This is a genomic window from Microbacterium sp. FG3, assembly GCF_057809335.1.
In genome coordinates, this window is the sequence record NZ_JBMDJT010000003.1 from 50,261 (window position 1) to 76,869 (window position 26,609).

Annotated in this window: 29 protein-coding genes, 1 tRNA gene and 1 riboswitch; of the genes, 17 read left to right on the plus strand and 13 right to left on the minus strand. The window is 73.7% G+C overall.

The genetic code is table 11. From position 1 onward, the window contains the following. Window positions 1-1,218 carry a Na+/H+ antiporter NhaA gene (gene nhaA, locus ACODR5_RS01730; RefSeq protein WP_460817949.1) on the plus strand — a complete coding sequence of 406 codons (1,218 nt, stop codon included), beginning with the start codon at window positions 1-3 and terminating at the stop codon, window positions 1,216-1,218. A gap of 21 nt (window positions 1,219-1,239) precedes the next feature. Here the strand turns inward: nhaA and ACODR5_RS01735 are convergent, their stop codons facing one another. The 4 genes from ACODR5_RS01735 to thiM all read right to left on the minus strand — a co-directional run bounded on the left by ACODR5_RS01735 (window position 1,240) and on the right by thiM (window position 4,906). After that, the gene (locus ACODR5_RS01735) at window positions 1,240-1,872 is read right to left on the minus strand and encodes a nucleoside triphosphate pyrophosphohydrolase (protein ID WP_488982577.1); all 633 of its coding nucleotides are present in this window, start codon (window positions 1,870-1,872) and stop codon (window positions 1,240-1,242) included. A gap of 126 nt (window positions 1,873-1,998) precedes the next feature. Beyond that, complete coding sequence (gene thiD / locus ACODR5_RS01740) at window positions 1,999-3,417, minus strand: bifunctional hydroxymethylpyrimidine kinase/phosphomethylpyrimidine kinase (RefSeq protein WP_488982531.1); 1,419 nt, start codon at window positions 3,415-3,417, stop codon at window positions 1,999-2,001. Continuing rightward, window positions 3,414-4,082: a thiamine phosphate synthase gene (thiE, locus tag ACODR5_RS01745; RefSeq protein WP_460817947.1), complete on the minus strand. Its 669-nt coding sequence runs from the start codon at window positions 4,080-4,082 to the stop codon at window positions 3,414-3,416. The genes thiD and thiE overlap by 4 nt, the downstream gene beginning before the upstream one ends. After that, a complete protein-coding gene (gene thiM, locus ACODR5_RS01750; RefSeq protein WP_488982532.1) occupies window positions 4,079-4,906 on the minus strand; it encodes a hydroxyethylthiazole kinase in 828 nt (275 codons plus the stop codon). Before thiM ends, thiE begins: the two co-directional genes overlap by 4 nt. Then, window positions 4,897-4,990: riboswitch (TPP riboswitch) on the minus strand. (Overlaps the previous gene by 10 nt.) 65 nt (window positions 4,991-5,055) lie before the next feature. Between thiM and hisS the strand changes: the two genes are divergently transcribed. Further along, on the plus strand, window positions 5,056-6,333 hold the full coding sequence (hisS, locus tag ACODR5_RS01755) for a histidine--tRNA ligase (protein ID WP_488982533.1): 1,278 nt from the start codon (window positions 5,056-5,058) through the stop codon (window positions 6,331-6,333). Window positions 6,334-6,358: 25 nt separating this feature from the next. On the opposite strand, the gene ACODR5_RS01760 is transcribed toward hisS, so the two are convergent. Next, window positions 6,359-6,841, minus strand: coding sequence for an NUDIX domain-containing protein (locus ACODR5_RS01760; RefSeq protein ID WP_488982534.1), 483 nt, complete (start codon window positions 6,839-6,841; stop codon window positions 6,359-6,361). Continuing rightward, entirely contained in the window at window positions 6,838-8,034 is a 1,197-nt protein-coding gene (gene chrA, locus ACODR5_RS01765; protein ID WP_488982535.1) for a chromate efflux transporter, read from the minus strand. The genes ACODR5_RS01760 and chrA overlap by 4 nt, the downstream gene beginning before the upstream one ends. An 85-nt stretch (window positions 8,035-8,119) precedes the next feature. Here chrA and ACODR5_RS01770 point away from each other — a divergent pair, with 85 nt between their 5' ends. The 10 genes from ACODR5_RS01770 to ACODR5_RS01815 all read left to right on the plus strand — a co-directional run bounded on the left by ACODR5_RS01770 (window position 8,120) and on the right by ACODR5_RS01815 (window position 16,610). After that, window positions 8,120-8,497 (plus strand): GntR family transcriptional regulator, encoded by a 378-nt coding sequence (locus ACODR5_RS01770; protein ID WP_449853601.1) that lies wholly within the window; start codon window positions 8,120-8,122, stop codon window positions 8,495-8,497. Next, window positions 8,494-9,555, plus strand: a complete 1,062-nt coding sequence (locus ACODR5_RS01775; protein ID WP_488982536.1) for a DUF1648 domain-containing protein — start codon at window positions 8,494-8,496, stop codon at window positions 9,553-9,555. The genes ACODR5_RS01770 and ACODR5_RS01775 overlap by 4 nt, the downstream gene beginning before the upstream one ends. Next, window positions 9,552-10,487: a CPBP family intramembrane glutamic endopeptidase gene (locus ACODR5_RS01780; protein ID WP_488982537.1), complete on the plus strand. Its 936-nt coding sequence runs from the start codon at window positions 9,552-9,554 to the stop codon at window positions 10,485-10,487. Before ACODR5_RS01775 ends, ACODR5_RS01780 begins: the two co-directional genes overlap by 4 nt. Before the next feature lie 31 nt (window positions 10,488-10,518). Next, window positions 10,519-11,181 (plus strand): O-methyltransferase, encoded by a 663-nt coding sequence (locus ACODR5_RS01785; RefSeq protein ID WP_449853598.1) that lies wholly within the window; start codon window positions 10,519-10,521, stop codon window positions 11,179-11,181. 102 nt (window positions 11,182-11,283) lie between these two features. Further along, a complete protein-coding gene (gene eno, locus ACODR5_RS01790) occupies window positions 11,284-12,564 on the plus strand; it encodes a phosphopyruvate hydratase (RefSeq protein ID WP_449853597.1) in 1,281 nt (426 codons plus the stop codon). Window positions 12,565-12,593: 29 nt separating this feature from the next. Next, on the plus strand, window positions 12,594-13,076 hold the full coding sequence (locus ACODR5_RS01795) for an FtsB family cell division protein (RefSeq protein ID WP_449853596.1): 483 nt from the start codon (window positions 12,594-12,596) through the stop codon (window positions 13,074-13,076). A 67-nt stretch (window positions 13,077-13,143) separates the two neighbouring features. Next, a complete protein-coding gene (locus tag ACODR5_RS01800) occupies window positions 13,144-13,692 on the plus strand; it encodes a DUF501 domain-containing protein (RefSeq protein WP_449853595.1) in 549 nt (182 codons plus the stop codon). Further along, the gene (locus ACODR5_RS01805; protein WP_449853594.1) at window positions 13,682-15,010 is read left to right on the plus strand and encodes a S8 family serine peptidase; all 1,329 of its coding nucleotides are present in this window, start codon (window positions 13,682-13,684) and stop codon (window positions 15,008-15,010) included. Before ACODR5_RS01800 ends, ACODR5_RS01805 begins: the two co-directional genes overlap by 11 nt. Window positions 15,011-15,014: 4 nt before the next feature. Next, entirely contained in the window at window positions 15,015-16,466 is a 1,452-nt protein-coding gene (locus tag ACODR5_RS01810; RefSeq protein WP_449853593.1) for an NAD(P)/FAD-dependent oxidoreductase, read from the plus strand. Between the two features lie 70 nt (window positions 16,467-16,536). Further along, a tRNA-Leu gene (locus ACODR5_RS01815) sits at window positions 16,537-16,610 on the plus strand. An 11-nt stretch (window positions 16,611-16,621) separates the two neighbouring features. Here ACODR5_RS01815 and ACODR5_RS01820 read toward each other — a convergent pair. After that, window positions 16,622-16,855 carry a hypothetical protein gene (locus tag ACODR5_RS01820; RefSeq protein ID WP_449853592.1) on the minus strand — a complete coding sequence of 78 codons (234 nt, stop codon included), beginning with the start codon at window positions 16,853-16,855 and terminating at the stop codon, window positions 16,622-16,624. 227 nt (window positions 16,856-17,082) lie between these two features. Here ACODR5_RS01820 and yczR point away from each other — a divergent pair, with 227 nt between their 5' ends. After that, window positions 17,083-18,516 carry a MocR-like transcription factor YczR gene (yczR, locus tag ACODR5_RS01825; protein WP_488982538.1) on the plus strand — a complete coding sequence of 478 codons (1,434 nt, stop codon included), beginning with the start codon at window positions 17,083-17,085 and terminating at the stop codon, window positions 18,514-18,516. 74 nt (window positions 18,517-18,590) lie between these two features. Then, window positions 18,591-19,232, plus strand: a complete 642-nt coding sequence (gene yczE / locus ACODR5_RS01830; RefSeq protein ID WP_488982539.1) for a membrane protein YczE — start codon at window positions 18,591-18,593, stop codon at window positions 19,230-19,232. 140 nt (window positions 19,233-19,372) lie between these two features. On the opposite strand, the gene ACODR5_RS01835 is transcribed toward yczE, so the two are convergent. After that, window positions 19,373-20,269 (minus strand): NAD(P)/FAD-dependent oxidoreductase, encoded by an 897-nt coding sequence (locus ACODR5_RS01835; protein WP_488982540.1) that lies wholly within the window; start codon window positions 20,267-20,269, stop codon window positions 19,373-19,375. A gap of 58 nt (window positions 20,270-20,327) precedes the next feature. Here ACODR5_RS01835 and ACODR5_RS01840 point away from each other — a divergent pair, with 58 nt between their 5' ends. Together ACODR5_RS01840 and ACODR5_RS01845 are read left to right on the plus strand one after the other, a co-directional pair. Beyond that, on the plus strand, window positions 20,328-20,741 hold the full coding sequence (locus ACODR5_RS01840) for a MerR family transcriptional regulator (protein ID WP_488982541.1): 414 nt from the start codon (window positions 20,328-20,330) through the stop codon (window positions 20,739-20,741). Window positions 20,742-20,790: 49 nt separating this feature from the next. Next, window positions 20,791-21,813 (plus strand): pseudouridine synthase, encoded by a 1,023-nt coding sequence (locus ACODR5_RS01845; RefSeq protein ID WP_488982542.1) that lies wholly within the window; start codon window positions 20,791-20,793, stop codon window positions 21,811-21,813. Here ACODR5_RS01845 and ACODR5_RS01850 read toward each other — a convergent pair. Further along, entirely contained in the window at window positions 21,776-22,342 is a 567-nt protein-coding gene (locus ACODR5_RS01850; protein WP_488982543.1) for a GNAT family N-acetyltransferase, read from the minus strand. The two genes, ACODR5_RS01845 and ACODR5_RS01850, sit on opposite strands and share 38 nt — an antisense overlap. Before the next feature lie 100 nt (window positions 22,343-22,442). Here ACODR5_RS01850 and ACODR5_RS01855 point away from each other — a divergent pair, with 100 nt between their 5' ends. Continuing rightward, on the plus strand, window positions 22,443-23,009 hold the full coding sequence (locus tag ACODR5_RS01855) for a LemA family protein (protein ID WP_449853585.1): 567 nt from the start codon (window positions 22,443-22,445) through the stop codon (window positions 23,007-23,009). A gap of 56 nt (window positions 23,010-23,065) precedes the next feature. Here ACODR5_RS01855 and ACODR5_RS01860 read toward each other — a convergent pair whose 3' ends face one another. From ACODR5_RS01860 to ACODR5_RS01875, 4 genes are read right to left on the minus strand one after another with little or no spacing between them, the layout of a single operon-like run. Further along, a complete protein-coding gene (locus tag ACODR5_RS01860; RefSeq protein ID WP_488982544.1) occupies window positions 23,066-23,839 on the minus strand; it encodes an SDR family NAD(P)-dependent oxidoreductase in 774 nt (257 codons plus the stop codon). Further along, window positions 23,836-24,309, minus strand: a complete 474-nt coding sequence (locus ACODR5_RS01865; protein WP_488982545.1) for an S-ribosylhomocysteine lyase — start codon at window positions 24,307-24,309, stop codon at window positions 23,836-23,838. Before ACODR5_RS01865 ends, ACODR5_RS01860 begins: the two co-directional genes overlap by 4 nt. 27 nt (window positions 24,310-24,336) lie before the next feature. Next, on the minus strand, window positions 24,337-25,452 hold the full coding sequence (locus tag ACODR5_RS01870) for an iron-containing alcohol dehydrogenase family protein (protein WP_488982546.1): 1,116 nt from the start codon (window positions 25,450-25,452) through the stop codon (window positions 24,337-24,339). After that, window positions 25,449-26,609, minus strand: coding sequence for a pyridoxal phosphate-dependent aminotransferase (locus tag ACODR5_RS01875; protein ID WP_488982547.1), 1,161 nt, complete (start codon window positions 26,607-26,609; stop codon window positions 25,449-25,451). Before ACODR5_RS01875 ends, ACODR5_RS01870 begins: the two co-directional genes overlap by 4 nt.

The window sequence follows — 26,609 nt, forward strand, 5'->3', positions numbered from 1 at the left end:
ATGAAGCTCCTCCGTTCCGAGCGTTTCCCGGCCTTCCTCCTGCTCGGCGCCGCGGCGCTGGGCCTGATCGTGGCCAACCTCCCCTTCGGCGGCGCCGTGATCGAGGCCAGCCACGCACACCTGGCGGTCCCCGGCACCGGCCTCGACCTGTCGATCTCCCACTGGGTGAGCGACTTCCTGCTCGCCATCTTCTTCTTCGGCGTCGCCGTCGAGCTGCAGTACGAGCTCACGAAGGGCCAGCTCAACAGCGCCCGCAAGGCCATCCAGCCCGCGATCGCCGCGGCGGGCGGCGTGCTCGTGCCGATCGGCGTCTACCTGCTCTTCGCCGCGGGCGACCCCGCCACCCGCGACGGCTGGCCCGTGCCGACCGCCACCGACATCGCCTTCGCCCTCGGCGTGCTCGCCATGTTCGGCCGGGGCCTTCCCTCGAAGGTCCGCGTGTTCCTGCTGGCGCTCGCGATCATCGACGACATCGTCGGCATCCTCTTCATCGCCGTCCTGTTCGCCCACGACATCGACTTCGGCAGCCTCGCCATCGGCATCCTGTTCGTCGTGGCCTTCGCGGTGCTGAGCCGGTTCCGCAACGACCGCAACACCGTCGTCCTCACGATCGCGATGGTCGTGCTCGGGCTCGCGGCGTGGGCGTTCGTGTACCTCGGCGGCATCCACGCGACGATCGCCGGCGTCATGCTGGGACTCGCGATCCGTCAGGACGAGGGCATGCACGCGCGCCACGCGCTCGAGCCCTGGATCAACGGGCTGATCCTTCCGATCTTCGCCTTCTTCGCGGCCCTCGTCGCAATCCCGCAGGTGTCGCCGTCCGAGCTGTCTCCGGCGCTGTGGGGAATCCTCGTGGCGCTGCCCGTCGGCAAGCTCATCGGCATCGGGCTGTTCGGATGGATCGCGGTGCGGATCCGCCCCAAGGGCGAGCCCGTCTCGATCGCGTTCCCGGACATCCTCGCCGCCGCGGCCCTGGGAGGCATCGGATTCACGGTGTCGCTGCTGATGGCGAACCTGGCGTTCGCGGACGACGCGCTGCTGCGGGACGAGGCGATCCTCGGCGTGCTCGGCGGGTCGGTCATCTCCTTGGTGATGGCGGCCGTGCTCGTATCGATGCGCGCGCGTCACCACCGCCGGCTGCAGGCCGAGGGGCTCGAGGAGCCCGCGCCGGAGCGCGGCGAGCCCGACCCGCACGAGCTCAGGGGCCAGCTGGACTGACGCCCGATCCGCGCCGCCGGGCTACTCGGCGGCGCGGATCTCGTCGGCCAGGGCGCGGGCGCGGCCGCGCAGCGCGCGCTCAGCATCCCAGCCGCGGGCGCGGGCGAGGGCGACGAGCCGGAGCAGCGTGTCGCCGAGCTCCTCCTCGCTCGCGGGCAGGGCCTCGACGCCCTCGGCCTGCTCGATGGCCTCGGCCGCGGCGATGTCCTCGAGCAGCTCGGCGCCCACGCCGACCTGCGCGCCCTTGCCGAGCATCTTCTGCGCGAGGGCGAGCGACGGCATCCCTGCGGCCACGCCGTCGAGCACCGACGTTCGGTCGCGCTTCTCGGCCGCCTTGGCCGCGTTCCACAGCTCGAGCACGCGCTCGGGCGTCTCGGCCGTCTCATCGCCGAACACGTGCGGATGGCGGCGGATCATCTTCTCGTTCAGCCCGCGGGCGACGTCGTCGATGTCGAAGGGGTCATCGTCGCGCGAGGCGAGCTCCGCGTGGAACAGCACCTGCCACAGCAGGTCGCCCAGCTCCTCGCGCATCTCCGCGCGGTCGCCGCGCTCGACGGCGTCGACGAGCTCGGCCGACTCCTCGATGAGATACGGCACGAGCTCCTCGTGTGTCATCCGCTGCGTCCACACGCACCGCTCGCGCACCTCGCGCATGGTGTCGGCCGCCCGCTTCAGCTCGTCCCCGAATCCGCTCACCCCCCTATCCTCCCGCGAGACAGCATCATTGCGCCGAGACCGTGGCGTTCGGACGCTGTCTCGGCGCGAGAATGCGGTTCGCGTTCAGGGGGCGGCGAAGAAGGCGTGCTCGTGCTGCGCGGAGGTGACGAACGCCTCGCGCATGTCGACGAGCGTCGCCGGATCGGCCGCCCGCGCGGCGCACTCGACGGTCGCCGTGGCCCGGCGGGTCGCGGCGGCGAAGGAGGGGTCGGCGTACGCCTGCACCCACGCGGCGTAGGGGTGCGCGGGATCGGGGGAGGGCATGCGCCGACCGATGTCGGCGTAGATCCAGTAGCAGGGCAACAGGGCCGCGATGAGCACCTCGTACCCGCGATCGGCCGACCGGGCGAGGTGATCGAGATACGCGCGCGTCGCGGGGGCGGCATCCGCGGTGGCGGCGGTCCATCGCAGGTGCAGCCGCTCGGCCTCCTCGCGCGCGGCGACGGAGCCCGCACGCCAGAACGCCGCGTCGGACGTGCGCGGCGCGAGCTCCGCCGCCCGGGCCAGGTGGGTCGCGTACTCGGCGAGATACGCGGCATCCTCCGCGAGGTACCAGCGGAACGTGTCGGCGGCGAGCGTGCCGTCGGCGAGGGAGCGGACGAACGGCAGCGCGTCGATCCGCGCGCGCAGCTCGGCGATGTCGCGCCACCAGGCCGAGGTGATCGGCCCGGCGCCCGGCAGCACCCGCTCGATCTCGACGAGGTGGTGCACCGGCCCGTTGCCCGTTCCCACGCGCAGGCGGGGGCCCTCGGCGATCGCGGCGGCGAGCCAGTCCCTGGCGCGCCCGACCGCGAGCGTCCAGTCGTCGTCACGCGCGGCGAGCGTGGCGATCGCCGCGGACAGCGAGCACCCCGTGCCGTGGGTGGTCGACGTGTCGATCCGCGGGCTCTCGAAGCGCGCGAGCGCGCCCTCCCGGCCGACGAGGGCGTCCACGACGAGCGGACCCGGGACGTGCCCGCCCTTGGCGACGACCAGCGTGCCGGAGGATTCCGCGAGCAGCCGCGCCTGGTCGAGGAGCCCGTCGGTGTCGCGGGCGGCGGGCCGGCCCACGAGGACGCCCAGCTCCGGGGCGTTCGGGGTGACGACATCGGCGAGCGGCAGCAGCTCGCGCAGCGCCTCCTCGGCCTCGGCGGCCAGCAGCCGGTCGCCGGAGGTGGCGACCATGACCGGGTCGAGCACCACGCGGGGCGGCCGCACCCGCTCGAGCCACTCCCGCACGATGCGCACGGTCGCCGCGTCGCCGAGCATGCCGATCTTCACCGCGTCGATCTCGACATCGTCGCTCACGGCGTCAAGCTGCTCGGCGAGGAACGACGGTGGCGGCGTGTGCACCGAGCGCACGCCGTGCGTGTTCTGCGCGACGAGCGACGTCACGGCGGCCATGCCGTACCCGCCGTGCGCCGCGATGCTCTTCAGATCGGCCTGGATCCCCGCGCCGCCGGTCGGATCCGTGCCCGCGATACTGAGGACGCGGGGGATCATGCGTCCACCCCCGCGAAGGCGCCGCGCAGCGCGCGGGCGGCCGCCTCGGGGTCGGGCGCGGCGCAGACGGCCGAGACCACCGCGATCCCCGCCGCCCCGGCCGCCCGCAGCGGTGCGGCGTCGGCCGCGGTGACGCCCCCGATCGCGACGGCCGGCAGCGCGGTGGCGGAGGCGAGCGGCCCGAAGCCCTCGTGGCCGACGGCGGCGGGCGCGTCGGACTTGGTCGCCGTCGGATGCACCGCGCCGATGCCCACGTAGTCGGCTCCGTCGCGCTCGGCCGCGGCGAGCTGCTCGGGCGTCGCCGCGCTGACGCCGACGACGGGCCGCGCGAAGCCGGCGGCGCGGAGCATCGCGCGCGCGGCCGCCGCAGGCAGATCCGACTGGCCCACGTGCACGCCGTCCACGCGCGCCCCGGCGTCGCGGGCGGCGATGGCGACGTCGACGCGATCGTTCACGAGCAGCGTCACGTGCGGAGCGGCGCGCAGGCGATCGGCGACCGCCCGCACGAGCTCGAGGACGTCGCGGGCGCCCGCGTGCTTCTCGCGGACCTGCACGGTCGTGACGCCCCCGGCCACGGCCCGCGCGACGACGTCCGGGACGGTGTGCCCCGCGGCGGCCGCGTGCGCGCCGTCCGTGACGAGGTAGAGCGACAGGTCGGCGCTCATCGTGCCGCGCCCTCCGCGGCCGCGGCGTCGAGGGCGCGCGCGATCGCGTCGTCGTCGAGCGCCGCGAGCTCGTCGAGCAGCGACATGGCGAACGATCCGGGCCCGGCCGCCGCGCGTGCGGCGCGCTCGGCCGCGATCGTGTAGACCGCCACCGCCGAGGTCGTCACGGTCGCCGGATCGTCGTCGCGGCACGCGCCGACGAAGGCCGTGATGACGGCGCCGAGCGCGCAGCCGCCCCCGGTGATCCGCGTGAGGAGGGGCGTGCCGGTGGCCACGCGCATGATGCTCGATCCGCCGATGATCGCGTCCACGACTCCCGACACGGCGACGACCGCCCCGGTGCGCGCCGCGAGCGAACGGGCGTCCGGCAGCACCTCGTCCACGCCCACCGCGCTGTCGGTTCCGCGCCCGCCCTGGCCGCCGCCCGCGAGCGCGGCGATCTCGGAGGGGTTGCCGCGGATGACGCGCGGACCGGCCCCGGCGAGGCGCCGCGCGAGCGGCGTGCGCACCGGGAGCGCGCCGACGGCGACGGGATCGAGCACCCACGGGGTCGCGGCGTCGGCCGCCGCCTCGGTGGCCTCCACGGCGGCGGCTCGCTGCTCGGGGCTCGGCGTGCCGAGGTTGACGAGCAGGCCGCTCGCCACGCGGGCGAACGGGCCGGCCTCGCCGACGATGTCGACCATCGCGGGGGAGGCCCCGACGGCGAGGAGCGCGTTGGCTGTGAAGTTCTGCACCACGGTGTTCGTGATGCAGTGGACCAGCGGCGCGGTGGATCGGACGGTCCGGAGGTGCCTCGACACCTCGGAGGCGGACGGCAGCGTCATCATGACATCCCTTCGCTCGTGCTGACGAGAGCAGGTTCGGCGGGTGTGATCTCAGCCCCGGTCGGGGCACCCCGTGTCGGGATCGACCCTAGCAGCGCCCCGCGGCGCCGCATCGGGCTCGGTGCGTCACCTGAGAGAATGGTCGGGCTATGGCTTCTGTGAATGCGCCGCGCGGGATGCGCGACTTCCTCCCCGCCGACAAGGCCCGTCGCGAGCGCGTGCTCGCCGTCATCCGCGAGCGCTACGGTGCGCACGGGTTCGACGAGATCGAGACGCCCGTCGTCGAGGAGTACGGGCGCCTGCACGCCGGGATCGGCGGCGACAACGAGAAGCTCGCGTTCAACATCCTGCGCCGCGGGCTCGACGGCGACGCCATCCGGGCGGCGGCCGACGACCCTGCCGCACTGACCGACCTCGGCCTGCGGTACGACCTCACGGTGCCGCTGGCCCGGTTCTACGCGACGAACCGCGCGGAGCTGCCGAGCGTGTTCCGCTCGATCCAGATCGCCCCGGTGTGGCGCGCCGAGCGGCCGCAGAAGGGCCGCTACCGCCAGTTCCTGCAGTGCGACATCGACATCATCGGCGACGACACCGCGCGCGCCGAGGCCGAGCTCATCGTCGCGTCGCTCGACACGCTCGACGCGCTGCGTCTGGAGGGCGCGACGGTGCGGATCAACGACCGCCGCGCGCTCGACGCCATGCTCGACGTCTTCGGCTTCGTCGCGGAGGAGCGCCCCGGCGTGCTCATCACGATCGACAAGCTCGACAAGATCGGCCCCGCCGGCGTCACCGCCGAGCTGCGCGAGCGCGGCGCGACGCCCGAGGCCGTCGACGCGTTCGAGGCGTTCCTCGGCCGCGCGCCCGGCGCGCAGGCCGCGTTCGGCCAGGACGCGATCCGCGCCGCCCTGCCCGAGGGTGTGCCGGACGAGGTGATCGCGCACCTCGTGGGCATCGGCGAGGCCGTCGCCGCCGCGCGCGGGGGAGTGCCTCCCCTCGTGTTCGATCCGTTCCTCGTCCGCGGCATGGGCTACTACACCGGCACGATCTTCGAGCTCGCCCACCCGTCGGTGACCTACTCGCTCGGCGGCGGCGGCCGCTACGACGGCATGATCGGCCGCTTCCTCGGCCAGGATGTGCCGGCGGTCGGCTTCTCGATCGGGTTCGAGCGGATCGTCGACCTCGTCGCGCTCGCCGACCCGGATGCCGCCCCCGCCGTCGTGCTCGTGCACGACAGGGACGTGCCGGTCGCCGAGCTCGTCGCTCTCAAGGCGGCGCTCGTCGCCGAGGGGTCGCGCGTGCGCCTCGAGCGGCGCACGAAGAACCTCAAGGGCCTGCTCGCGCGCGCCGAGGCCGACGGCTACACGGCCTTCGCGTCGGTCGCCGCCGGGGCGACGCGCGCCGAGCTCGAGCTCAAGCCGCTCGGCTGAGCGCCCCGCCCGGCCCGCGGGCGGGTCAGAAGCCGACGGGCGTCACCGGGTCGAGGGATCCGGTGCGCAGTCGATCCAGCACGATCCGCTCGTGCGGGACGACGGGATCGGGCAGCGCGGCGAGCGGGAACCACCGCAGGTCGGCGGCCTTGTCCTCCTGCAGTGCCGGGTCGCCGCTCCAGCGGTCGCAGGCGAAGAAGAAATCGACGCGCTCGTCGATCGCCGCGCCGTTGCCCGTGCGGTGCTCGACGGTGAGGAACTGCAGATCGGCGGGATCGACCGCGACCCCCAACTCCTCGAGCGCCTCGCGCGCGGCCGCCTCGAGCACCGACTCGCCCCGTTCGACGTGCCCGGCGGCCCCCGCGGCCCAGTGACCGTCGTAGTAGCCGGTGCCCTCGCGCAGCTGCAGCAGCACCTCGTCGGCGCGGCGGAGGAAGACGTAGGCGGCGGGGATCACCGTGAAGCGGCCGTGTGCGGCGGCATAGGCCTCGGAGTAGCGCTCGGTCACGGCAGCACCCCGATGAGCACGCCGCCGGCCGCGCCGACGATCACCACGGCCCACGGCGGCAGCCGGAAGGCGACGAGCAGCACGAAGCACACGAGCGCCAGGGTGAAGGCGGCCGGACCGGTGATCGCGGTGGTGAAGACCGGATCGTAGAGCGCGGCGGCGAGGATGCCCACGACGGCGGCGTTCGCGCCGTTCATGAGGCCCTGGCCGTTCGCGCTGCCGCGCAGCGCGGCCCAGAACGGCAGGGCCGCGACCAGCAGCAGGAAGCCGGGCAGGAACACCGCCAGCAGCGCGACGAGAGCGCCGAGGCCACCGCCGGCGCCGTTGTCGCTCACGGCGCCGAGGAAGGCGGCGAAGGTGAACAGCGGGCCCGGCATGGCCTGGGCCACGCCGTAGCCGGCGAGGAACTCCTCCGGCGAGACCCATCCGGTCGTCACGACCTCGCCCTCCAGCAGCGGGAGCACGACGTGCCCGCCGCCGAACACGAGGGCGCCGGCGCGGTAGAACGCATCCGCGAGGGAGACCGCCGGATCGCCGGCGATCGCGGCGATCGGCAGGCCGACGAGCAGGACGAGGAACACCGCGAGCGCGATGAGCCCCGCCGTGCGCGAGACGGGAACGCGCAGCCGGTTCGCCGGTGAAAGCTCCGCGGGGCGGCACAGCAGCAGGCCCACGACGGCGCCCAGGGCGATCGCGGTGACCTGGCCGGTGGCGCCCGCCGCCAGCAGCGCGATGCCGGCGGCGCCGGCGGCGATCGCCGCCCGCGTGCGATCCGGCGTGAGCGTGCGGGCCATGCCCCACACCGCCTGGGCCACGATCGCGACCGCCACGATCTTGAGACCGTCCAGCAGGCCCTCGCCGACGGGCCCGCGGAACAGCGCCGCACCGAAGGCGAAGGCGACCATGAGCAGCGCCGAGGGAAGCGTGAACGCGACGAAGGCGGCCAGCGCGCCCAGCGGTCCGGCGCGCAGCAGCCCGACCGCGAAGCCCACCTGGCTCGATGCCGGGCCGGGCAGGAACTGGCACAGCGCGACGAGGTCGGCGTACGACCGGTCGTCGAGCCAGCGCCGCCGCTCGACGAACTCGGCGCGGAAGAACCCGAGATGTGCCACGGGGCCGCCGAACGACGTCACTCCGAGCTTGAGGAACGCCCGACCGACCTCCCACCAGGACCCCCGCGCGATCGTCTCCACGCGGGGGAGTGTATCGGGGCGAGATGGCCGGGCCGCTTTGACTGCATTGTTCTATTGCAACTAGAATAAGTGCGAGGAGGCCGCCATGCTGCTGAGGATCGACCCGACGCGCGACGAGCCCGTGTACGCCCAGCTCGCCGCGTCGATCCGCGCGGACATCGCGGCCGGCCGCGTGACCGCGGGCGAGCGGCTCCCGTCCGCCAAGGACGTCGCCGCCTCGCTCGACGTCAACCTGCACACGGTGCTGCACGCCTACCAGGTGCTGCGCGACGAGGGACTCGTCTCGATGCGGCCGGGCAGGGGAGCGATCGTGGCCGAGCGCGGTGCCGCCGTCGCCGTGCTGCTGCCGCACATCACGCGACTCGCCGCCCGCGCGGACGAGCTGGGCATCGACCGCGACACCCTCGCCTCGCTCGTGCGCGAGGCGGGCCGCCACGACCACGAGAAGGAGGGGGCATCATGACAGCGACGCTCACGAGGAAGGCCGCGAGGCGCCGCTACGCGATCATCGCGATCGGCATCCCGCTGGCCGTGTTCCTCGTCCTGATGACCGTCCAGTTCGCCCTGCTGCCGCAGCTGCCCGATCCGGTCGCCTCGCACTGGGGTCTGTCGGGGGAGCCGGACGGGTTCAGTGCGCCGTGGCTGCTGCCGCTGGTCACGGGCGGAACCGGGTTCGTCGTGACGCTGCTCGTGGCGCTGACGCCCTACCTCGCCGACGCCGCACCGGACCAGCTCGTCCGCGGCGGCCCGATGAGCTACCGGCTGCTCGCCGCGATCGTGTGGGCCGAGACCGGCTTCCTCGGCAGCCTCATGCTCGCGACGTTCGTCCCGCAGATCGGGATCGACGACGCCCGCGACGCGACGCTGCCCGGCTGGTGGGCGCTCGTCGGGCTCGCCGTCGGGGCGCTCCTCGCGCTCGCGGCGTGGCGCATCGTCGTGGAACCGCCGCGTACCGACGCCGCGCCGCAGGAGCCCTCGCCCCTCGCGCTCGGCGAGGCCGAGCACGCCGTCTGGCTCAAGACGGTGTCGATGAGCCGGACGGGCCTGATCCTCGTCTGGAGCCTGATCGTGGCCGCCCTGGCCGCCACCGTCGCCGTGGCGTGGGCGCAGATCGGCGGCGAGGCCGATGCGGGAATCCTCATCGCCGTCGCGGTGCTCGTCCTCCTCGCCGTCCTCGTGGCCACGAACACGGTCTTCCGCGTGCGGATCGACGACGCGGGGCTCGAGGTGCGCTCGGCCCTGGGCTGGCCGCGCGTGCGGATCCCGCGCGAGCGCATCCGCTCCGCCACCGTCGTGCAGGTCAACCCGATGGGCGAGTACGGCGGCTGGGGATGGCGGTACAGCGTCAACGCGGGCTGGGGCGTCATCCTGCGCACGGGGGAGGCGATCCGGGTGCGGCGCACCGACGGGCGGGCCTTCACGGTCACGGTCGACGACGCCGAGACCGGCGCCGCCCTCCTGAACGGACTCATCGCCCGCGAGGGCGCGAACGGCGACGCATCGAGGGAGACGGACCGATGACCACGCAGGAGGCCCCGCAGGCGCGCGTGCCGTGGAACGCGGTCGCGCTGTTCACCGCCCTCGTGCTGCTGCTCGCGTGGGCGGTGGCCATGCCGCTGTGGATCGGCGACCTCGCGTCCCAGCCGATCGCCACCGTGTTCGTGTCGGCGATGATGTGGACGCCGGCGCTCGCGACCCTCATCGTCGTGCTCGCCATGAAGGTGCCGCGCCGCGACGTGTGGCGCTTCCTCGGCGTGTGGCCCCTGCGGCCCGTCGGCCGCACGATCGGCTTCGCCGTCGCGGCGCTGCTGGGCCCCATCGTCATCACGCTGCTCGTCGTCGCGGTGTCGGCCTGGTTCGGGCTGGTCGAGCTCGACCTCGCGCACTTCTCGGGCTTCGCCGAGCAGCTCGCCGCCGCCGGTGTGGATCCGTCCGCACTGCCGCTCGGCACGGTCGTGCTCACGCAGCTGATCGCCGTGCCGTTCGCCGCCGTGATCCCCAACGCGCTCCTCGCCTTCGGGGAGGAGGTCGGCTGGCGCGGCTGGCTGCTCGCCGCGCTGCGGCCCTGGGGCATCTGGCCGGCGCTGCTTTTCAGCGGCGTGATCTGGGGGCTGTGGCACGCGCCCGTCACGCTGTTGGGACACAACTTCGGCCGCACCGACGCCACGGGCGTGCTGCTCATGATCGGCGGCTGCGTGGCGTGGGGCGTGCTGCTGGGGTGGACGCGCCTGCGCACGGGATCGATCTGGCCGGCGGTCTTCGCCCACGGTGCGATGAACGCCGTCGGCGGCATCGTCGTCGTCCTCGCCGCCGCGGGACAGCGGATCGACATGGCCGTGGTCGGGCCGCTCGGCGTCGTCGCGTGGGTCGTCATCGCCGCCATCGTCGTCGCGATGGTGCTGGCGGGCGCCTTCCGCGAGGAGCGCCTGTCGGGGGAGCCCGCCGGGGCTTGACCGTGCCGCGCGGCGGCGATGAGATGTCCCCATGGCCGAATCGACGCCCGCGGCGTGGGCCGCCGCCGACCGCTACCTCACCGACACGCTCGTCGGCGACGACCCGGCGCTCGAGGCGGCGCTCGCCGCGCAGCGCGACGCGGGCCTGCCCGACATCGAGGTCTCGCCGCCGGCCGGCAAGCTGCTGCACCTGCTGGCCCGCATCGCGGGAGCGCGCCGTGTGCTCGAGATCGGCACGCTCGGCGGCTACTCGACCATCTGGCTCGCGCGGGCCCTGCCCGATGACGGCGAGGTCGTGACGATCGAGGCCGAGCCGGCCCACGCCGCCGTCGCGCGCGAGAACGTCGACCGCGCCGGCGTGGGGGAGCGGGTGGACATCCGTGTCGGCGCCGCGGCCGACGTGCTGCCCACGCTCGTGCCCGGATTCGACCTCGTCTTCATCGACGCCGACAAGGAGCGCAACACGCTCTACCTCGACTGGGCGGCACGGCTCGGGCACCCCGGCACGGTCGTCGTCGTCGACAACATCGGGCGCTCGGGGGACATCGTCGACGCGGGCACCGACGATCCCCGCGTGCGCGGCACGCGAGAGGGGCTGGAGATGCTCGGCACCGACCCGCGTTTCGACGCCTCGGCGCTGCAGACGGTCGGCGCGAAGGGCTGGGACGGCATCGCGGTCGCCCTCGTCGTCTGACGCGAACGGAATACCGTCGCGGCGGCCACGGGCACGCCCCGGGCGGGACTAGGCTGAAACGCGGATCGGAACCGGTCATCCCCACGTGCAGAGGAGTCACCCGTGGCACAGATCGAAGCAGTTGGCGCTCGCGAGATTCTCGATTCTCGCGGCAACCCCACGGTCGAGGTGGAGGTGCTGCTGGACGACGGGATCGTGCAGCGCGCGGCCGTCCCGTCCGGCGCGTCCACCGGCGCCTTCGAGGCGTACGAGCTGCGCGACGGCGACAAGGACCGCTACAACGGCAAGGGCGTGCAGAAGGCCGTCGACGCCGTGATCGACGAGCTCGGCCCCGCCATCGAGGGCCTCGACGCCAGCGACCAGCGCGTCATCGACGCGACGCTCAAGGAGGTCGACGGCACCCCGAACAAGAAGCGCGTCGGCGCCAACGCCATCCTGGGCGTCAGCCTGGCCGTCGCCAAGGCCGCGGCCGACAGCGCCGACCTGCCGCTGTTCCGCTACCTCGGCGGCCCGAACGCGCACGTGCTGCCCGTGCCGGCGCTCAACGTCATCAACGGCGGCGAGCACGCCGACAACGGCATCGACATGCAGGAGTTCTTCCTCGTGCCGCACGGCGCCGAGTCGTTCGCCGAGGCGCTGCGCTGGGGCGCCGAGACCTACCACGTGCTCAAGAAGGAGCTGCTCGCGGGCGGCTTCGCCACGGGCCTCGGCGACGAGGGCGGCTTCGCCCCCGACCTGCCCAGCAACCGCGAGGGCCTGGACTTCCTCATCGGCGCGATCGAGAAGGCCGGCTTCACTCCCGGCACCGACATCGCCGTGGGCCTGGACGTGGCCGCCACCGAGTTCTTCCAGGACGGCGTCTACACGTTCGAGGGCGAGCAGTGGTCGAGCGAGAAGCTCATCGGCTACTACGAGGAGCTGCTCGCGAACTACCCGCTCGTGACGATCGAGGACGCGCTCGCCGAGGACGACTGGGAGGGCTGGAAGGCCCTCACCGACGCGATCGGCGGCAAGGTGCAGCTCGTGGGCGACGACCTGTTCGTCACCAACCCCGAGCGCCTGAAGCGCGGCATCGACCAGGGCGTGGCCAACTCGCTGCTCGTCAAGGTGAACCAGATCGGCACCCTCACCGAGACGCTGGACGCCGTCGCGATGGCCCACAACGCGGGCTACACCGCGATGATGTCGCACCGCTCGGGCGAGACCGAGGACACGACGATCGCCGACCTCTCGGTCGCCGTGAACTGCGGTCAGATCAAGTCCGGCGCGCCCGCCCGCAGCGACCGGGTCGCGAAATACAATCAGCTTCTGCGCATCGAGGAGGAGCTCGGCGACGCGGCGGTGTTCGCGGGCCGCGGCGCCTACCCCCGATTCAAGGGCTGAGCGCACACGACGATCGGAAGGGGGAGCGGATGACCGGATCGGCTCCCCCTTCCCGCGTTCGGCGGCGGACGCCCCGCGCGACCAGCGCCCGCGACTGGCTCGGCGGGCTGCGCGTCTCCGGATTCACCGTCATCATGCTCGGGCTCGTCGTGCTGGGCGCCTTCGTGCTCGTGCCGACGGTGGGGACCTTCGTGGAGCAGCGGCAGAAGATCGCCGCGCTCGAGGAGGCCGTGCAGCTCACGGCCGACGAGATCGCGGACCTCGAGGCCGAGCAGGAGCGCTGGCAGGACCCGGCCTACATCACGACGCAGGCCCGCGAGCGGCTCTACTACGAGCGGCCCGGCGAGGTCGTCTACATCATCGACAACGACCTCGACGAGTCCGAGCTGCCGCGCGATGAGGAGCCCGTCAGCGACGAGGTCGAGGAGGCGCGGGCCGACTGGATGGGCCAGCTGCTGCGCTCGGTGGTCGCGTCGGGGCTCACGCAGACGGCCGTGGGGCCGGAAGGCTGAGCGTAACGGTCCGGTCGCGACGGGGCGTGTCTGCCGATTGCCAGCGAAGCCCTTATAGCCTGGCCACGTGACGACCCCGCCCTTCGAACCGGTCCGCGATGCCGATCTCCGGGTGGTCTCGGACCAGCTCGGCCGGCCCGCACGCGGCGTCGTGGGCGTCGCCGCGCGCTGCGCCTGCGGCAACCCCACCGTCGTGGCGACCGCGCCGCGGCTGCCGGACGGGACGCCGTTCCCCACGTTCTACTACCTCACGCATCCGGCCGCCACGGCCGAGATGTCGCGGCTCGAGGCCGACCAGGTCATGGTCGGCATGAACGAGCGGCTGGCGGAGGACGACGATCTGCGCGCCGCATACGCACGCGCGCATGAGGCGTACCTGGCCGATCGCGCGCCGTACGGCGACGTGCCGGAGATCTCCGGCGTCTCGGCGGGCGGCATGCCGCGTCGCGTGAAGTGCCTGCACGCCCTCGTCGGGCACGCGCTCGCCGCCGGTCCGGGCGTCAACCCGCTCGGTGACGAGGCGCTGGCGCTGTCGGCGTGGTCGCCCGAGCGCTGCGAGTGCGCGCACCCCGGCGCGGCGCGGGAGCACGCGGACGGGGCAGAGGATGTCGGCTAGGCGAGCGCGCGTGCGGGTGCCGGTCGCCCTCGCCGGTGCGATCGTGGCCGTGCTGCTGGTGACGGGCGCCGCCGCGACGCCCACGCCCGCCCCCAGTCCCGAGCCCACCCCGTCCGATCCGGTGCGCGCGGCCGAGTACTGGCTGGAGGACTACGGCATCACCGACGCGTGGGCGACCACGCGCGGCGCGGGCACGACCATCGCCGTCATCGACACCGGCATCGCGAACGGCCCGACCGAGCTGAACGGCGTCGTCGTCGACGGCAAGGACGTGTCGGGCGTCGGCAGCTCCGACGGCCGCACCCCGGTCGGCGCCCGCGACCGCAACCACGGCACGCTGGTCGGATCGATGGCGGCCGCCCGCGGAACGGGGCCGGACACGGGGTTCATCGGCGTCGCCCCCGAGGCCGAGCTGCTGTCCATCTCGGTGGGGTTCGGTGCGTCGGCCGCCGTGCCCTTCGTCGATCAGGTGCCCGAGGCGATCACGTGGGCCGTCGATCAGGGCGCCGACATCATCAACCTGTCGTGGACGACGAACACCCTCACGTGGGACGAGTCGTGGGACGACGCGTTCCTGCACGCGTTCGAGAACGATGTCGTGATCGTCGTCGCCGCGGGCAACCGCGGCAGCGGCACCGACGTGGTCGGCGCGCCCGCCACGATCCCCGGCGTGCTCGCGGTCGGCGGCGTCGACCAGGAGGGCAAGGCCAGCGTCGAGGCCTCGACGCAGGGGATCACGATCGGCGTCGTCGCGCCCAGCGAGGGCCTGCTCGGCGTCGCGCCGGACGGCCAGCTGATGCGGTGGGACGGGACGAGCGGCGCGGCGCCGATCGTCGCGGGGATCGCCGCGCTGGTGCGATCCGCCCATCCGGAGCTCGATGCGGACAACGTCATCAACCGGATCATCGCGACGGCCGATCGGGTTCCGGGCACGAGCGTGCCCGACCCCGAGTACGGCTACGGCCTCGTCGACGCCGCCGAGGCCGTGTCGGCGAGCGTGCCGGCCGTGGCCGACAACCCGCTCGTCGACGTCGAGCTGGCGGAATGGATCCGCCTGTACCGGCGGGGGGACACGGAGCCCGCGCCGGTGCCGGAGGAGGTCGAGGTGTCGATCCCGCCGCTGCCGCCGGCCGAGGCGCCGAGCGAGGCCGGTTCGCCGTGGCTGCCGTCGGAGGCGTCCCTTCGCGAGGGCACGCTGCCGCTCGCCGCGGCCAGCGCGGCTAGTATCCTGATAACGCTCGGTCTCGTCGCTGTCATCCGACGCATTCGAACGGCGCCCCGGCGCCTGCCCGGCAATCCACAGTCAAGGAGTTCGTGAAGTCGTGCCCAGGATCCTGATCGTCGGCGGCGGATACGCCGGTTTCTACACCGCGTGGAAGCTCGAGAAGCACCTTCGCAAGGGAGAGGCCGAGGTCGTCATGGTCGACCCGCTTCCCTACATGACCTACCTGCCGTTCCTGCCGGAGGTCGCCGCCGGATCCATCGAGCCACGCCACGCGGTCGTCTCGCACCGGCGCCACCTCAAGCGCACGAAGATCGTGAACGCGAAGGTCACGGGCATCGACCACGCGAACAAGACCGCGACCATCACGCCCGAGGGCGGCGAGCCGTACGAGCTGGACTACGACCACGTGGTCGTCACGGCGGGCTCGGTGTCGCGCACCTTCCCGATCCCCGGCATCGCCGACAACGCGATCGGCATGAAGTCGATCGAGGAGGCGGCGGCCGTGCGCGACCGCATGATCTCCAACTTCGAGAAGGCCGCGGCGCTGCCGAAGGAGAGCGAGCTGCGCAAGCGACTGCTCACGGTCGTCGTGGTCGGCGGCGGCTTCGCCGGCATCGAGACGTTCGCCGAGCTGCGCTCGGCGGCCTCGGCGCTGCTCGAGAAGTTCCCCGAGATCTCGTTCGAGGAGACGCAGTTCCACCTCATCGAGGCGATGGGCCGCATCATGCCGGAGGTCTCGCTCGAGACGTCCGAGTGGGTGCTCAAGGACCTCGCCAAGAAGGGCGCGTACGTCCACCTCGACACGCAGGTCGCCGACGCCACGGACGGCGTCGTGAAGACCAACACGGGCGAGGAGTACCCGACCGACCTCATCATCTGGACGGCCGGCGTCATGGCCAACCCGCAGGTGGTGCGCGGCAGCGACCTGCCGACCGAGCCGCGCGGCCGCATCACGACGCAGGCAGACCTGCGCGTGGTCGACGCCGACAAGAACGTGGTCGAGGGCGCGTGGGCCGCGGGCGACGTCGCCGCCGTGCCCGACAAGACCGGCGGCCTGCCCGACGGCACGTGCGTGCCGAACGCGCAGCACGCCGTGCGCCAGGCCAAGCGCCTCGCCAAGAACCTCGTCGCGGTTCTGCGCGGCGAGCAGCCCGTGGACTACTACCACAAGAACCTCGGCGCGGTCGCGGGCCTCGGCCTGTACGACGGCGTGTTCCAGTCGGGCAAGATCGCCATCAAGGGCTTCTTCGCCTGGGTCGCGCACCGCGGCTACCACGGCCTCGCGATGCCCACGTGGGAGCGCAAGTGGCGCGTGCTGTGGGGCTGGTGGCACAACTTCTTCCTGGGCCGCGACCAGGTGCAGCTGAGCGCGCTGACCAACCCGCGCGGCTTCTTCGAGGCCTTCGCCTCGCGCCCGAAGCCCCCGGCCGAGGAGGCACCGGCCCCGGCCGAGAAGCCCGCCGACGCTCCGGCCGCGGCTCCGGCGGAGGAGAAGCAGGCCGAGGCTCCCGCCGGCGAGAAGCCGGCCGAGAAGGTCTCCGCGGAGTAGCCGCCGCACGACGAAAGGGCGCCCATCCCCTAACGTGGATGGGCGCCCTTCGTCGTTCCGGCGAAGGCGTCCCCCTGTAGCCCAACCGGCAGAGGCAGCCGACTTAAACTCGGCCCAGTCTGGGTTCGAATCCCAGCGGGGGGACGGGTCGGCGCTCAGGCCGTGCGGACGAGCGTCGTCACGAGCACGAGCCGCGTGGCGGAGACGAGCTGGGCGGCGCGGACCCAGGGCGACGTGAGCGGCGCGACGCTCGTGTCGACGATGCGGAAGCCCTCGTCGAGCAGGCGCGAGATCTCATCCGCCGCCTCGGGGTTCTCCCACGGGCCGTGGTCGTCGTCGGTCGTGTTCGGGTACAGCACGTGCGTGACGTGCCGGACATCGTTGGTCATCGGGTCGTCCTCGTTCGGTACTGCGCGGTGCCGCGAGGCACCGGTCCTGTGCGGGTGGGGCGCCGCCGATGCGCTCGAGCGAGGGCACCACGCCGGCGTGAAAACTCCAATACGGTACGAGCGCCGCGGGGCGCAGGAAAGAGCTTGACGCCACCGAGACCGATTGCTAAGTGCGCCACGAGGCGGATTGGACTCCTCCGAGCAGTCCAATGCGGTAGGTTGCCCGGATGGTGGACTCGCGGCTGTCGGCCCGGGCCCTCGTCGAGAAGCTCGGCGCGTGGCGCACGCGGGAGCCGGCATACGAGGCGCTGGCGGAGGCGGTGCGGGTGCTGTGCCTCGACGACCGGATCGCGCCGCGCACGTCGCTGCCGGCGGAGCGCGAGCTCGCCGCGCGTCTCGGTGTGAGCCGCACCACGGTCGCCGCCGCGTACCGCAGCCTGCGCGAGAGCGGCCACATCCGCAGCGTGCGCGGCTCGGGAAGCGAGACGCTGCCCGTCGGCACGCGCGACGTGACGCCGCTCGGCGGCGCCGGCGACGTGCTCGACCTGCGCCAGGCGAGCCCGGCCCCCTGGCCCGGCCTCCCCTCGGTGTACGCGGAGGTCGTCCGCCGGGGCGCGGGGCTGTTCAGCGGTCACGGCTACGAGATGCTCGGCTCGCCGAGCCTGCGCGAGGCGATCGCCCGGCGCTACGCGGAGCGCGGCCTGCCCACCGATCCCGCCCAGATCATGGTGACCAACGGCGCCCAGAGCGCCATCGCCCTGTGCGCCTCGCTGCTCGTGTCGCGCGGCGACCGCGTGCTCACCGAGACCCCCACGTACCCGCACGCGGCCGAGGCGTTCCGCCGGGCCGGCGCGCGGCTGGTCGGCGTGCCGGTGGCGCCGGGGGAGGGGTGGGACCTCGACCGCGCGGAGCACGCGCTGCGGCGGGCGTCGCCGGTCGCGGCCTACCTGATGCCCGACTTCCAGAACCCGACGGGCGCGTCGATGCCGGTCGCGCAGCGGCACGCGCTCGCGGACGCGGCGGCCTCGACGGGCACCGTGCTGATCGTCGACGAGACCACGGCGGAGCTCGACATCTCGGGCGCCGCGCCCGCCACGCCGTTCGCCGCCGACGTGGGCGACGGCCCCGGCATCGTCACGCTCGGCTCGCTCGGCAAGACGGTGTGGGGCGGGATCCGCGTGGGCTGGGTCCGCGCGGACCGGGAGACGATCCAGCGGCTGGCGGTGGCGCGGCCCGCGGCGGATCTCGGCACCCCCGAGGTGGAGCAGGCGGTCGCGGAGCGGCTGGTGGGCATGATGCCGGAGATCATCGCGCAGCGCCGGGCGCAGCTGCGGGCGGGGCGCGATGCCCTCACTGCCGAGCTGCGCCGCGTCGAGGGCTGGCAGGTGCCGGACGTCGCCGGCGGCGTCGCGCTCTGGGTGGGCCTCGGCGCCGCCCGCAGCTCGGCGCTCGTGCTCGCCGCGCGCCGGCGCGGCGTGCTCCTGAGCGCCGGACCGCGCTTCTCGGTGGGCGGCGGGCTGGAGCGGCACCTGCGCGTGCCGTTCACGGGCGCGCCCGCCACGCTCGTCCGCGCCGCCGCGCTTCTCGCGGAGGCGTGGGGCGAGGTCGCCGCATCCCGCGACGCGCCGGCCGCGTCGACGCTCGTCGACGCGCTCGTCTGAGCCGCGAGTGCCCCGCGGCCACGGACCCGGGATTGGACCGCGCGCCTCGGCGGCCGATGCGCTGGACTGGGGGCATGACCCTCGCCGCACGCCCCCGATCCGTCTCGCTCGCCCGGCGCACCCTGCGCCTGGTCGTGGGCCTCGCGGTGTTCGGCATCGGCGTGGGGCTCACGGTGATCGCGGGCCTGGGCCTGGACCCGTGGACCGTGCTCGCCGACGGCCTCGCGCGCCGCACGGGCATCGGGATCGGCTGGGTCGCCAACCTGCTGGGCGCGCTCGTGCTGCTGCTGTGGATCCCCCTGCGCCAGCGCCCGGGCATCGGCACGGTGCTGAACGTGCTGCTCGTCGGCACCGTGATGCAGGTGACGGTCGACCTCGTGCCGCGGCCCGATCACCTTGCGCTGCAGCTGCTCGCCCTGCTCGGCGGCATCGTCGTGGTCGCCGTGGGCAGCGGCATCTACATCGGCGCGCACCTGGGCCCTGGCCCCCGCGACGGCCTCATGACAGGGCTGCACCAGCGCCTCGGCTGGCCGCACTGGCGCGGGCGGGCGACGGTCGAGCTCACCGTGCTCGCGCTCGGCTGGCTGCTGGGCGGCACGGTCGGGATCGGCACGGTGCTCTTCGCGATCCTGATCGGCCCGCTCGTGCACGTCGCCCTGCGCGTGCTCGACCCGCGCGAGCGGGCCGCGCGGCGCGACGGCGCCCGGCCGGCCTGATCCTGCGTTCTCGGCGGCGATACGCTTGCCGACTTCGAGTGGATCGCGCTCGTGCTCCCGCTCGCGGTCGGAGCGATCGTCATTCCCATCGTGACCGCCGTCTCCGCGCGCGTGGTGTGACGCCGGCGGGCGCCCCCGGCTCAGTGCGCCGTCAGCTCCTGGACGATGCCGGCCGCCGCCATCTGTCCCGCGGCCGCGGCCATGACGACCGATGCGACGGGGCCCGGGAGGGTGGCCCGGTGCGCGAGGTCGCCCGCGGCCGAGACTCCCGGCAGCGAGGTGCGGCCGAACTCGTCGATCTCGATGGCTCCCGAGGAGAGCGTGCGCAGCCCGAGCCGCTCCGCGAAGGGCGCCCGCTGGCGCATCCCGTCCGTCGCGATGAACACGCCGGCCACGACGGTCCCGCCCTCGGCGGTGTCGACGCGCACGCCGTCGCCCTCCTCCCGCATCGCGATCGCCGGGCCGGGGTGGACGCGGGCGCCGGCGGCCTCGAGCGCCCGGTGCTCGTCCTCGGTCGCCGGCTGGCCGATGGGGAAGACCGTGATGCGCTCGGCGATGCGGCCCAGCAGCGCGACCAGGTGCGCCGCGCGGGCGGTGCCGAGCAGCGCGATCGGCCGGCCGGTGTGCTCGTGGCCGTCGCAGAACGGGCACGCGAAGGCGCGCCGTCCCCACAGCTCGGCCAGTCCGGGCACGTCGGGCAGCTCGTCGGCCACGCCCGTGGCCAGGATCACCCGGCGCCCCCGCGCCGTGGAGCCGTCATCGAGCGCCACGGCGAAGTCGTCGACGCTGCCCGAGACGTCGCGCGCGGACGCCTCGCGCAGCTCGACGCCCGCGTAGGCCGCGAGCTGGGCGCGGGCGGTGGCGCGGAACTCTGCGGGCGGCGTGCCGTCGTGGGTGACCACGTTGTGCATGTGGGCGACCGTCCCGTTGCGGTACTCGCCCGAGTCGAGCAGCAGCACGGTGCGGTGCATCCGCCCCTGGGTGAGGGCCGCCTGCAGGCCCGCGGGCCCCGCCCCGATCACGATCACGTCGTACATGTCGATCCTTCCGTCCGTCGGACTTGCGTCGTGAGCCAGTGTGTGACTTCATGTCGACATGAAGTCAAATGCGGAGGATCGGGGCGCGCGCTGGGCGGTCGGCGAGGTGGCCTCGAGGTTCGAGCTGCCCACGCACGTGCTGCGCCACTGGGAGTCGGTCGGGCTGCTGCGGCCGCGGCGCGACACCGCCGGACGGCGGCGCTACGGCGAGGACGACGTGGCGCGCATCGCGATCATCCTGCGCAGCAAGGCCGCCGGCATGAGCCTCGAGCAGATCGCCGTGCTGCTGGAGGGCGACGGCCCCGGGCGCCACGAGGTGCTGCAGGCGCACCTGGCGGATCTGGATCGCCGCATGGAGGAGATGCGGCGCTCACGCGAGATGACCGAGCACGCCTTCCGCTGCACCGCGCACGACATCTCGACGTGCCCGCGCTTCCGCGAGGGCGTCGCCGACATCCTCGCCCGGTTCTGATCGGACGCCCCGGGTTCGCCCACGCGGGCCCGCGTAGACTCCGATGCTCGTGAGGTCATCGGGAAGGACCGGCGTACTGCCGCCGCGCGAGGGCATCTCCGCCGCGCGGCTGCGGGCCCCGGGCGGGCGCGAGACGCACGCCGCGGCGCACCTGCCCGTGCCGGCCACCGTGCGCGAGTGGCTGGCGGGCACCGTGATCCCGAAGACGATGGGGCGCGAGCAGGCCTTCGGCGCGAGCCCGCTGGAGCCCGAGTACTTCGTGCGGGAGGGCTCGCTCGTCGACGCGCGCGGCGCGGCCGTCGGCCTCGACGACCCCGTGGAGCCCGGCGGCTTCTACTGGTTCCACAAGCCGATCCCGTATGAGGACCGCGTGCCGTTCGAGGTGCGCATCGTGCACGAGGACGACGACCTGCTCGTCGTGGACAAGCCGCACTTCCTCGCCGCCACGCCGAACGGCGTCTTCGTGCGCGAGTGCGTCGTGACGCGGCTGCGCGCGGCCCGCGGCGAGGACGAGCTCGTCGCCATCCACCGCCTCGACCGGGTCACGGCGGGGCTGCTCGTGCTGTCGCGGCGGCCCCGCACCCGCGGCGCGTACCAGGTGCTGTTCCAGCGGCGCGAGATCGACAAGACGTACCGCGCGCTCGCGTGGCTGCCGCCGGGGTGGTCGCCCGGCGACCCGCTGCCGCTCGGGCTCGAGACCGGCGAGGACCGCGATGTGCGCAGCCGGCTGCTCAAGGTCGACGGGGAGCGGCCGGTACGGGTGATCCCGGGCGAGCCGAACGCGCACACGACCATGCGGCTCGTGCGCACCTTCGCGCACGCCGGCCGCTGGGCCGGGGAGTTCGTGCTGCGGCCGCACACGGGCAAGACCCACCAGCTGCGCGTGCACATGAACGGCCTCGGACTGCCGCTCCTCGGCGATCCGGTCTACCCCGAGGACCTCGGTCCCGACCCGTACGACTTCCGCCACGCGCTGCAGCTGCTCGCCCAGCGCCTCGCGTTCGACGATCCCTTCACGGGCGAACGCCGCGTGTTCACGAGCGGGCTGGCGCTCGATCCGGCGCGTGCGTGACGACGAGCGACTTGGCGAGCGTCTCGAACTCGAGGTCGTCGCGGCGCGGGATGCCGAAGCGCTCGTCGCCGTATGGGAACGGGCTGCGCGCGCCGGTGCGGCGGTAGCCGCGGCGCTCGTACCAGGCGATGAGGTCGGGGCGTGCCGTGATCACGGTCATCCGCTGCTCGGGAAGATCCCATTCCTCGCGCGCCCTGCGCTCGGCCTCGGCCAGCAGCGTCCCGCCGATCCCGCCGCCCTGCGCGGTGGGGTCGACGGCGAACATGCCGAAGTACGCGTGGCCCTCGCGGCGCTCGAGGTGGCAGCAGCCCGCGAGCGCTCCGTCACGCTCGGCCAGCAGCACGACGGAGCCGGCCGTGCTCAGCAGCGCGCGCACCTGCTCGGCGTCCGTGCGCTGCCCGTCGAGCAGGTCGGCCTCGGTCGTCCATCCGGCGCGGCTGGCCTCGCCACGGTAGGCGCGCTGGACGAGCGCGACGATGGCGGGCACATCGGCGGGGACGGCGGCGCGGAACGAGAGTGCGGCGGTCACGCCATGACGCTACCCGAACCGGCGCGGGCGGGATCCGGGGGATTCCCTGCCGGCGCGGATGGGCGGCCTCTAGGATGGGGTCGCGAACAGGGGGTTCTCCATGGAGTTGCTGATTCCGGTCGGGATCATCGTGGCCATTGCGGTGATCGTCGGCATCTACCTGTGGGCGACGTACAACTCGCTCGTGCAGCTGAACGTCCGGGTGGACGAGGCGTGGAGCGACATCACCGTGCAGCTCAAGCGTCGGGCGGATCTGATCCCGAACCTCATCGAGACGGTGAAGGGATACGCGGCCCACGAGAAGGCGGTGTTCGAGAACGTCACGCGCGCGCGGGCCGAGACGCTGCAGGCGACCACGCCGCGCGCCGCGGGTGTGGCCGAGGGCCACATGGAGCAGGCGCTCAAGAGCCTGTTCGCCGTCGCCGAGGCGTACCCGCAGCTGCAGGCGAGCCAGAACTACCTGCAGCTGCAGCAGTCGCTCGTCGACACCGAGGACAAGATCCAGGCGTCGCGCCGCTTCTACAACGGCGGCGTGCGCGAGCTGAACACGAAGATCAAGGTCTTCCCCAACAACCTCTTCGCCCGCCAGCTCGGTTTCCACGAGCGGGAGTTCTTCGAGGTGGTCGACGGCGCCGCCATCGCCGAGCCGCCGCGCGTGCAGTTCTGAAAGAACTGCACTTGCCAATCGACACCCTGCAGTTCTGAACAAGCTGCATCGGGGATTCAGTGCATCGTCATGCCGCCCGTGACGTTGATGCCCTGGCCGGTCATGTACGACGAGAGTCGGCTCGCGAGGAACAGCGCGACGCCGGCGACGTCGGACGGCTGACCGGTCCGCCCGAGCGGCACCTGCGCGTTGTCCTCGGCCTCGATCTCGGCGGCCGTCATCCCGCGCACGACGGCTCCCTCCTCGCGCTCCCGGTGCTTCATCGGCGTCTCGATGACGCCAGGGCAGATGGCGTTCACGAGGATCCCGCGCGGCGCGAGCTCGACCGCCATCGTCCGCACGAGGCCGAGCACGGCGTGCTTCGACGCGACGTAGCCGCTCATGCCCCGGTAGCCGTTCTTCCCCGCCTGCGACGCGATGAGGACGAGCCGGCCCTGCCGCCCCGTCGCGACGAGCTGCCGCGCCACCGCGCGGGCGACGAGGAACGAGCCGGTGGCGTTCACCTCGAGGTTGCGGTTCCAGTCGGGCAGGGTCGTCTCGGTCGTGTACGCCATCGTCGATGTGCCGGCCGCGTGGACGAGCACGTCCACCGGCCCGACCCGGTCGCGGATCGCCGAGACGGCCGCGTCGACGGCGGGCTCATCGGCCACGTCGAGGCGGATCTGCCAGCCGCCGTCCGGCGCGACCGTCGGCGTCGCGGAGGCGTGGGCGACGTCGGCGCTCACCACCGTCGCTCCCTCGGCGGCGAAGGCCGCGACGGTCGCCTCTCCGATGCCGCTCGCGCCGCCGGTGACGAGCACCACCCGGCCGCGCAGCTCGGGGAAGGTCACGCGACCACCCGGCGGAACGGGTCCGTGCTGATCCCCTGCGCCACGATGTGGGCCGCCCACTCGCGGGCGCTGTGCAGGCTGTGGTCGCGGTAGTTGCCGCACTCGACCGCGCTCACCCCCGGCACGTCGTCCCAGGTGATGTCCTCGGCGATCGCGCGCAGGCTGTCGGCGACGACCGGCGTGATCTCCTCCAGTGTGCGCTCGCCCCACACGATCAGGTGGAAGCCGGTGCGGCAGCCGAACGGCGAGCAGTCGATGACGCCGTCCATCCGGTCGCGCAGCAGGCTCGCCAGCAGGTGCTCGATGGTGTGGAGCCCGGCCGTCGGGATCTCGCCCTGGTTGGGCTGCACGAAGCGCAGATCGAAGTTCGAGATCGCGTCGCCGCGGGGCCCGCGCTCGACGGCGATGAGCCGCACATACGGCGCGAGGACGGCGGTGTGATCCAGCTGGAAGCTCTCGACGTCGGCCATGGGTTTCTCCTTCGGTGGTGGATTCGATCAGAGGGATGGAACGGGCGCCGCCGTGAGGGCGACGCGGGGCAGCGGGAGCTGATGTCGTTCGAGCGCGGACATCGCCTCGACCACGTCCGAGGCTCGCAGCCCGGACCGGAGCAGGTGCAGCGACGAGCGCTCGTCCGCCGCCACGGCGGCGATGACGCGCAGCGTCGCGCGGTCGCCGGCGTCGATGCCGAGGTCGGCCAGCGAGCGCGGCAGCCCCAGGTCGGCATAGAGCCCGGCGAGGGCGTCGATGTCGTTCCAGTGCGCCTCGAGTGCGAGCTGCACGAGGATCCCGTACGCGACCTTGACGCCGTGGAGCAGGTCGCGGGTGCCGTCGACGGCGCTCAGCCCGTCCGAGACGGGGTGCGCCGCCGTCGCGCGCCCGTGGGGCCCCGCGAACGCTCCGACGATCCCGGCCGACACGATCGCGGCCTCCATGACGTCGCGCCACGCGTCGCTGAGCCGGCCCGCCCTCATGTCGTGCACGGTGGTGACGCCGTGCACGAGGACCGCGTCCCGGCAGCGCCGCGCGGCATCGCGGCCGATCGCGGTGAGCACGGAGGCGTCGCCGCGCTCGAGCAGGGGCCGCACCTCGAACCACTTCGCGAGCGTGTCGGCGATGCCCGACACGAAGAACTCGGGCGGGGAGTCGAACACCGCACGAGGCTCGATGAGGAGCGCATGGGTCGGCGTCTCGTGCTCCGCGTGGCCCAGATGGCGGTGGTCGTCGTCGTAGAACACGCTCACGCGCGACCACGCCGAGCAGGTGCTCGCCAGCGTCGGCACGAGGACGACCGGGACGCCGGCCTCGACCGCGACCGCCTTCGCGGTGTCCAGCGCCTTCCCGCCGCCGATGCCGAGCACCGCGTCCGCGTCGCGGGCGAGCGCTCCCAGGCGCGCGATCTCGGCGGGGTTGCACTCTCCGCCGAATGCCGCGTCCACGGTCTCGACGGGGTCGAGCGCGGGCAGGTGCGCAGCGACGGCGCGCCGGGCACGCCTGCCGTGCACCGAGAGCACCCGTCGCGCCCCGATCCGGTCGAGGACGCGGGGCAGCGCATCGAGCGCGCCCTCGCCGCTCGCGACGACGCCGGGGCCGGGATGGCGCAGGCCGCTCACGCCGACGCCTCCGGTGCGGGGAAGCGCGCGATGGCCGCGCGCAGCGTCGCCTCGTCGTGCACGAGCCCGATGCGCACGTGCCCGGCACCGCCGGGGCCGAAGCCGCTGCCCGGCGCGACCGCGACGCCGTGCTCCTCGAGCAGGCGGGCGGCGAAGGCCCCGTCGTCGCCGGGGACCGCCAGCCACACGAAGAAGGTGCCGCCGGGGGCCTCGACGCGCCACCCCGACTCGCGCAGCGCCGCGACGACGGCGTCGCGGCGCGCGCGGTAGACCTCGACGAGCGCCTCGGCCGCGTCCTGGTCGCCGGACAGCGCGGCGGCCGCCGCCTCCTGCGTCGCCCCGAAGATCGTGCTGAGCGCATGGCTCTGGTAGCGCCGCATCGCGGCGATCAGCGACGCGTTCCCGGCCGCGAAGCCGAGGCGCCAGCCCGCCATGCTGTATGTCTTCGAGAGCGTGGAGATCTCGACCGTGCGCTCCCCGGACGCGTCGACGGCGAGCGCCGACAGCGGCCGGCCCGAGAAGCCGAGCGAGGAGTACGCGAAATCGTGGACGAGCGCAGCGCCCAGACGCTCCGCGAGCGCGAGCACCTCCCCGACCTCGGCGGCGTCCACCAGTGCTCCCGTGGGATTGTGCGGCGAGTTCAGCACGACGAGCGCCGCCTCGTCCGCGCCCGCGAAACCGCGCGCGTCCGGCCGGTACCCGCGAGCGGGGTCGAGCCGCAACTCGGCGATGCCCGCACCGGCCAGCGCGGCGAGCGAGCGGTAGGCCGGGTACCCCGGGTCGGGCAGCACCACGGTGGTCCCCGGGTCGACGAGGCCCTGGAAGGCGGCCAGCAGCGCCTCGTGCGAACCGTGGAACGCCGCCACCTCGGCCTCGGGATCCACCGTGACGCCGTGGTCGCGGGCGTACGCGGCGGCGATGGCCCGCGCGAGCGAGGGCAGCGGCGTGGCGGCGGGGTAGCGGTGGTGCACCGGGTCGGCGACCGCGCGCTGCATCGCCCGCACGATCGCCGGCGGCGTGGGCAGGTCGGGGTTGCCCTTGGACAGGTCGATGACGTCGACGCCGCGGGCGCGTGCCTGCGCGATGCGCCGATCCATCTCGCCGAAGAAGCCGGGCGGCAGCGACGCGACCCGCTGCGCGGCGCGGAAGACGGCCAC

Coding starts and splice junctions, on each gene's coding strand:
- nhaA (WP_460817949.1), top strand. CDS start 1: ATGAAGCTCCTCCGTTCCGAGCGTTTCCCGGCCTTCCTCCTGCTCGGC.
- ACODR5_RS01735 (WP_488982577.1), bottom strand. CDS start 1,872: ATGCGCGAGGTGCGCGAGCGGTGCGTGTGGACGCAGCGGATGACACAC.
- thiD (WP_488982531.1), bottom strand. CDS start 3,417: ATGATCCCCCGCGTCCTCAGTATCGCGGGCACGGATCCGACCGGCGGC.
- thiE (WP_460817947.1), bottom strand. CDS start 4,082: ATGAGCGCCGACCTGTCGCTCTACCTCGTCACGGACGGCGCGCACGCG.
- thiM (WP_488982532.1), bottom strand. CDS start 4,906: ATGACGCTGCCGTCCGCCTCCGAGGTGTCGAGGCACCTCCGGACCGTC.
- hisS (WP_488982533.1), top strand. CDS start 5,056: ATGGCTTCTGTGAATGCGCCGCGCGGGATGCGCGACTTCCTCCCCGCC.
- ACODR5_RS01770 (WP_449853601.1), top strand. CDS start 8,120: ATGCTGCTGAGGATCGACCCGACGCGCGACGAGCCCGTGTACGCCCAG.
- ACODR5_RS01775 (WP_488982536.1), top strand. CDS start 8,494: ATGACAGCGACGCTCACGAGGAAGGCCGCGAGGCGCCGCTACGCGATC.
- ACODR5_RS01780 (WP_488982537.1), top strand. CDS start 9,552: ATGACCACGCAGGAGGCCCCGCAGGCGCGCGTGCCGTGGAACGCGGTC.
- ACODR5_RS01785 (WP_449853598.1), top strand. CDS start 10,519: ATGGCCGAATCGACGCCCGCGGCGTGGGCCGCCGCCGACCGCTACCTC.
- ACODR5_RS01795 (WP_449853596.1), top strand. CDS start 12,594: ATGACCGGATCGGCTCCCCCTTCCCGCGTTCGGCGGCGGACGCCCCGC.
- ACODR5_RS01805 (WP_449853594.1), top strand. CDS start 13,682: ATGTCGGCTAGGCGAGCGCGCGTGCGGGTGCCGGTCGCCCTCGCCGGT.
- ACODR5_RS01820 (WP_449853592.1), bottom strand. CDS start 16,855: ATGACCAACGATGTCCGGCACGTCACGCACGTGCTGTACCCGAACACG.
- yczR (WP_488982538.1), top strand. CDS start 17,083: ATGGTGGACTCGCGGCTGTCGGCCCGGGCCCTCGTCGAGAAGCTCGGC.
- yczE (WP_488982539.1), top strand. CDS start 18,591: ATGACCCTCGCCGCACGCCCCCGATCCGTCTCGCTCGCCCGGCGCACC.
- ACODR5_RS01835 (WP_488982540.1), bottom strand. CDS start 20,269: ATGTACGACGTGATCGTGATCGGGGCGGGGCCCGCGGGCCTGCAGGCG.
- ACODR5_RS01840 (WP_488982541.1), top strand. CDS start 20,328: ATGAAGTCAAATGCGGAGGATCGGGGCGCGCGCTGGGCGGTCGGCGAG.
- ACODR5_RS01855 (WP_449853585.1), top strand. CDS start 22,443: ATGGAGTTGCTGATTCCGGTCGGGATCATCGTGGCCATTGCGGTGATC.
- ACODR5_RS01865 (WP_488982545.1), bottom strand. CDS start 24,309: ATGGCCGACGTCGAGAGCTTCCAGCTGGATCACACCGCCGTCCTCGCG.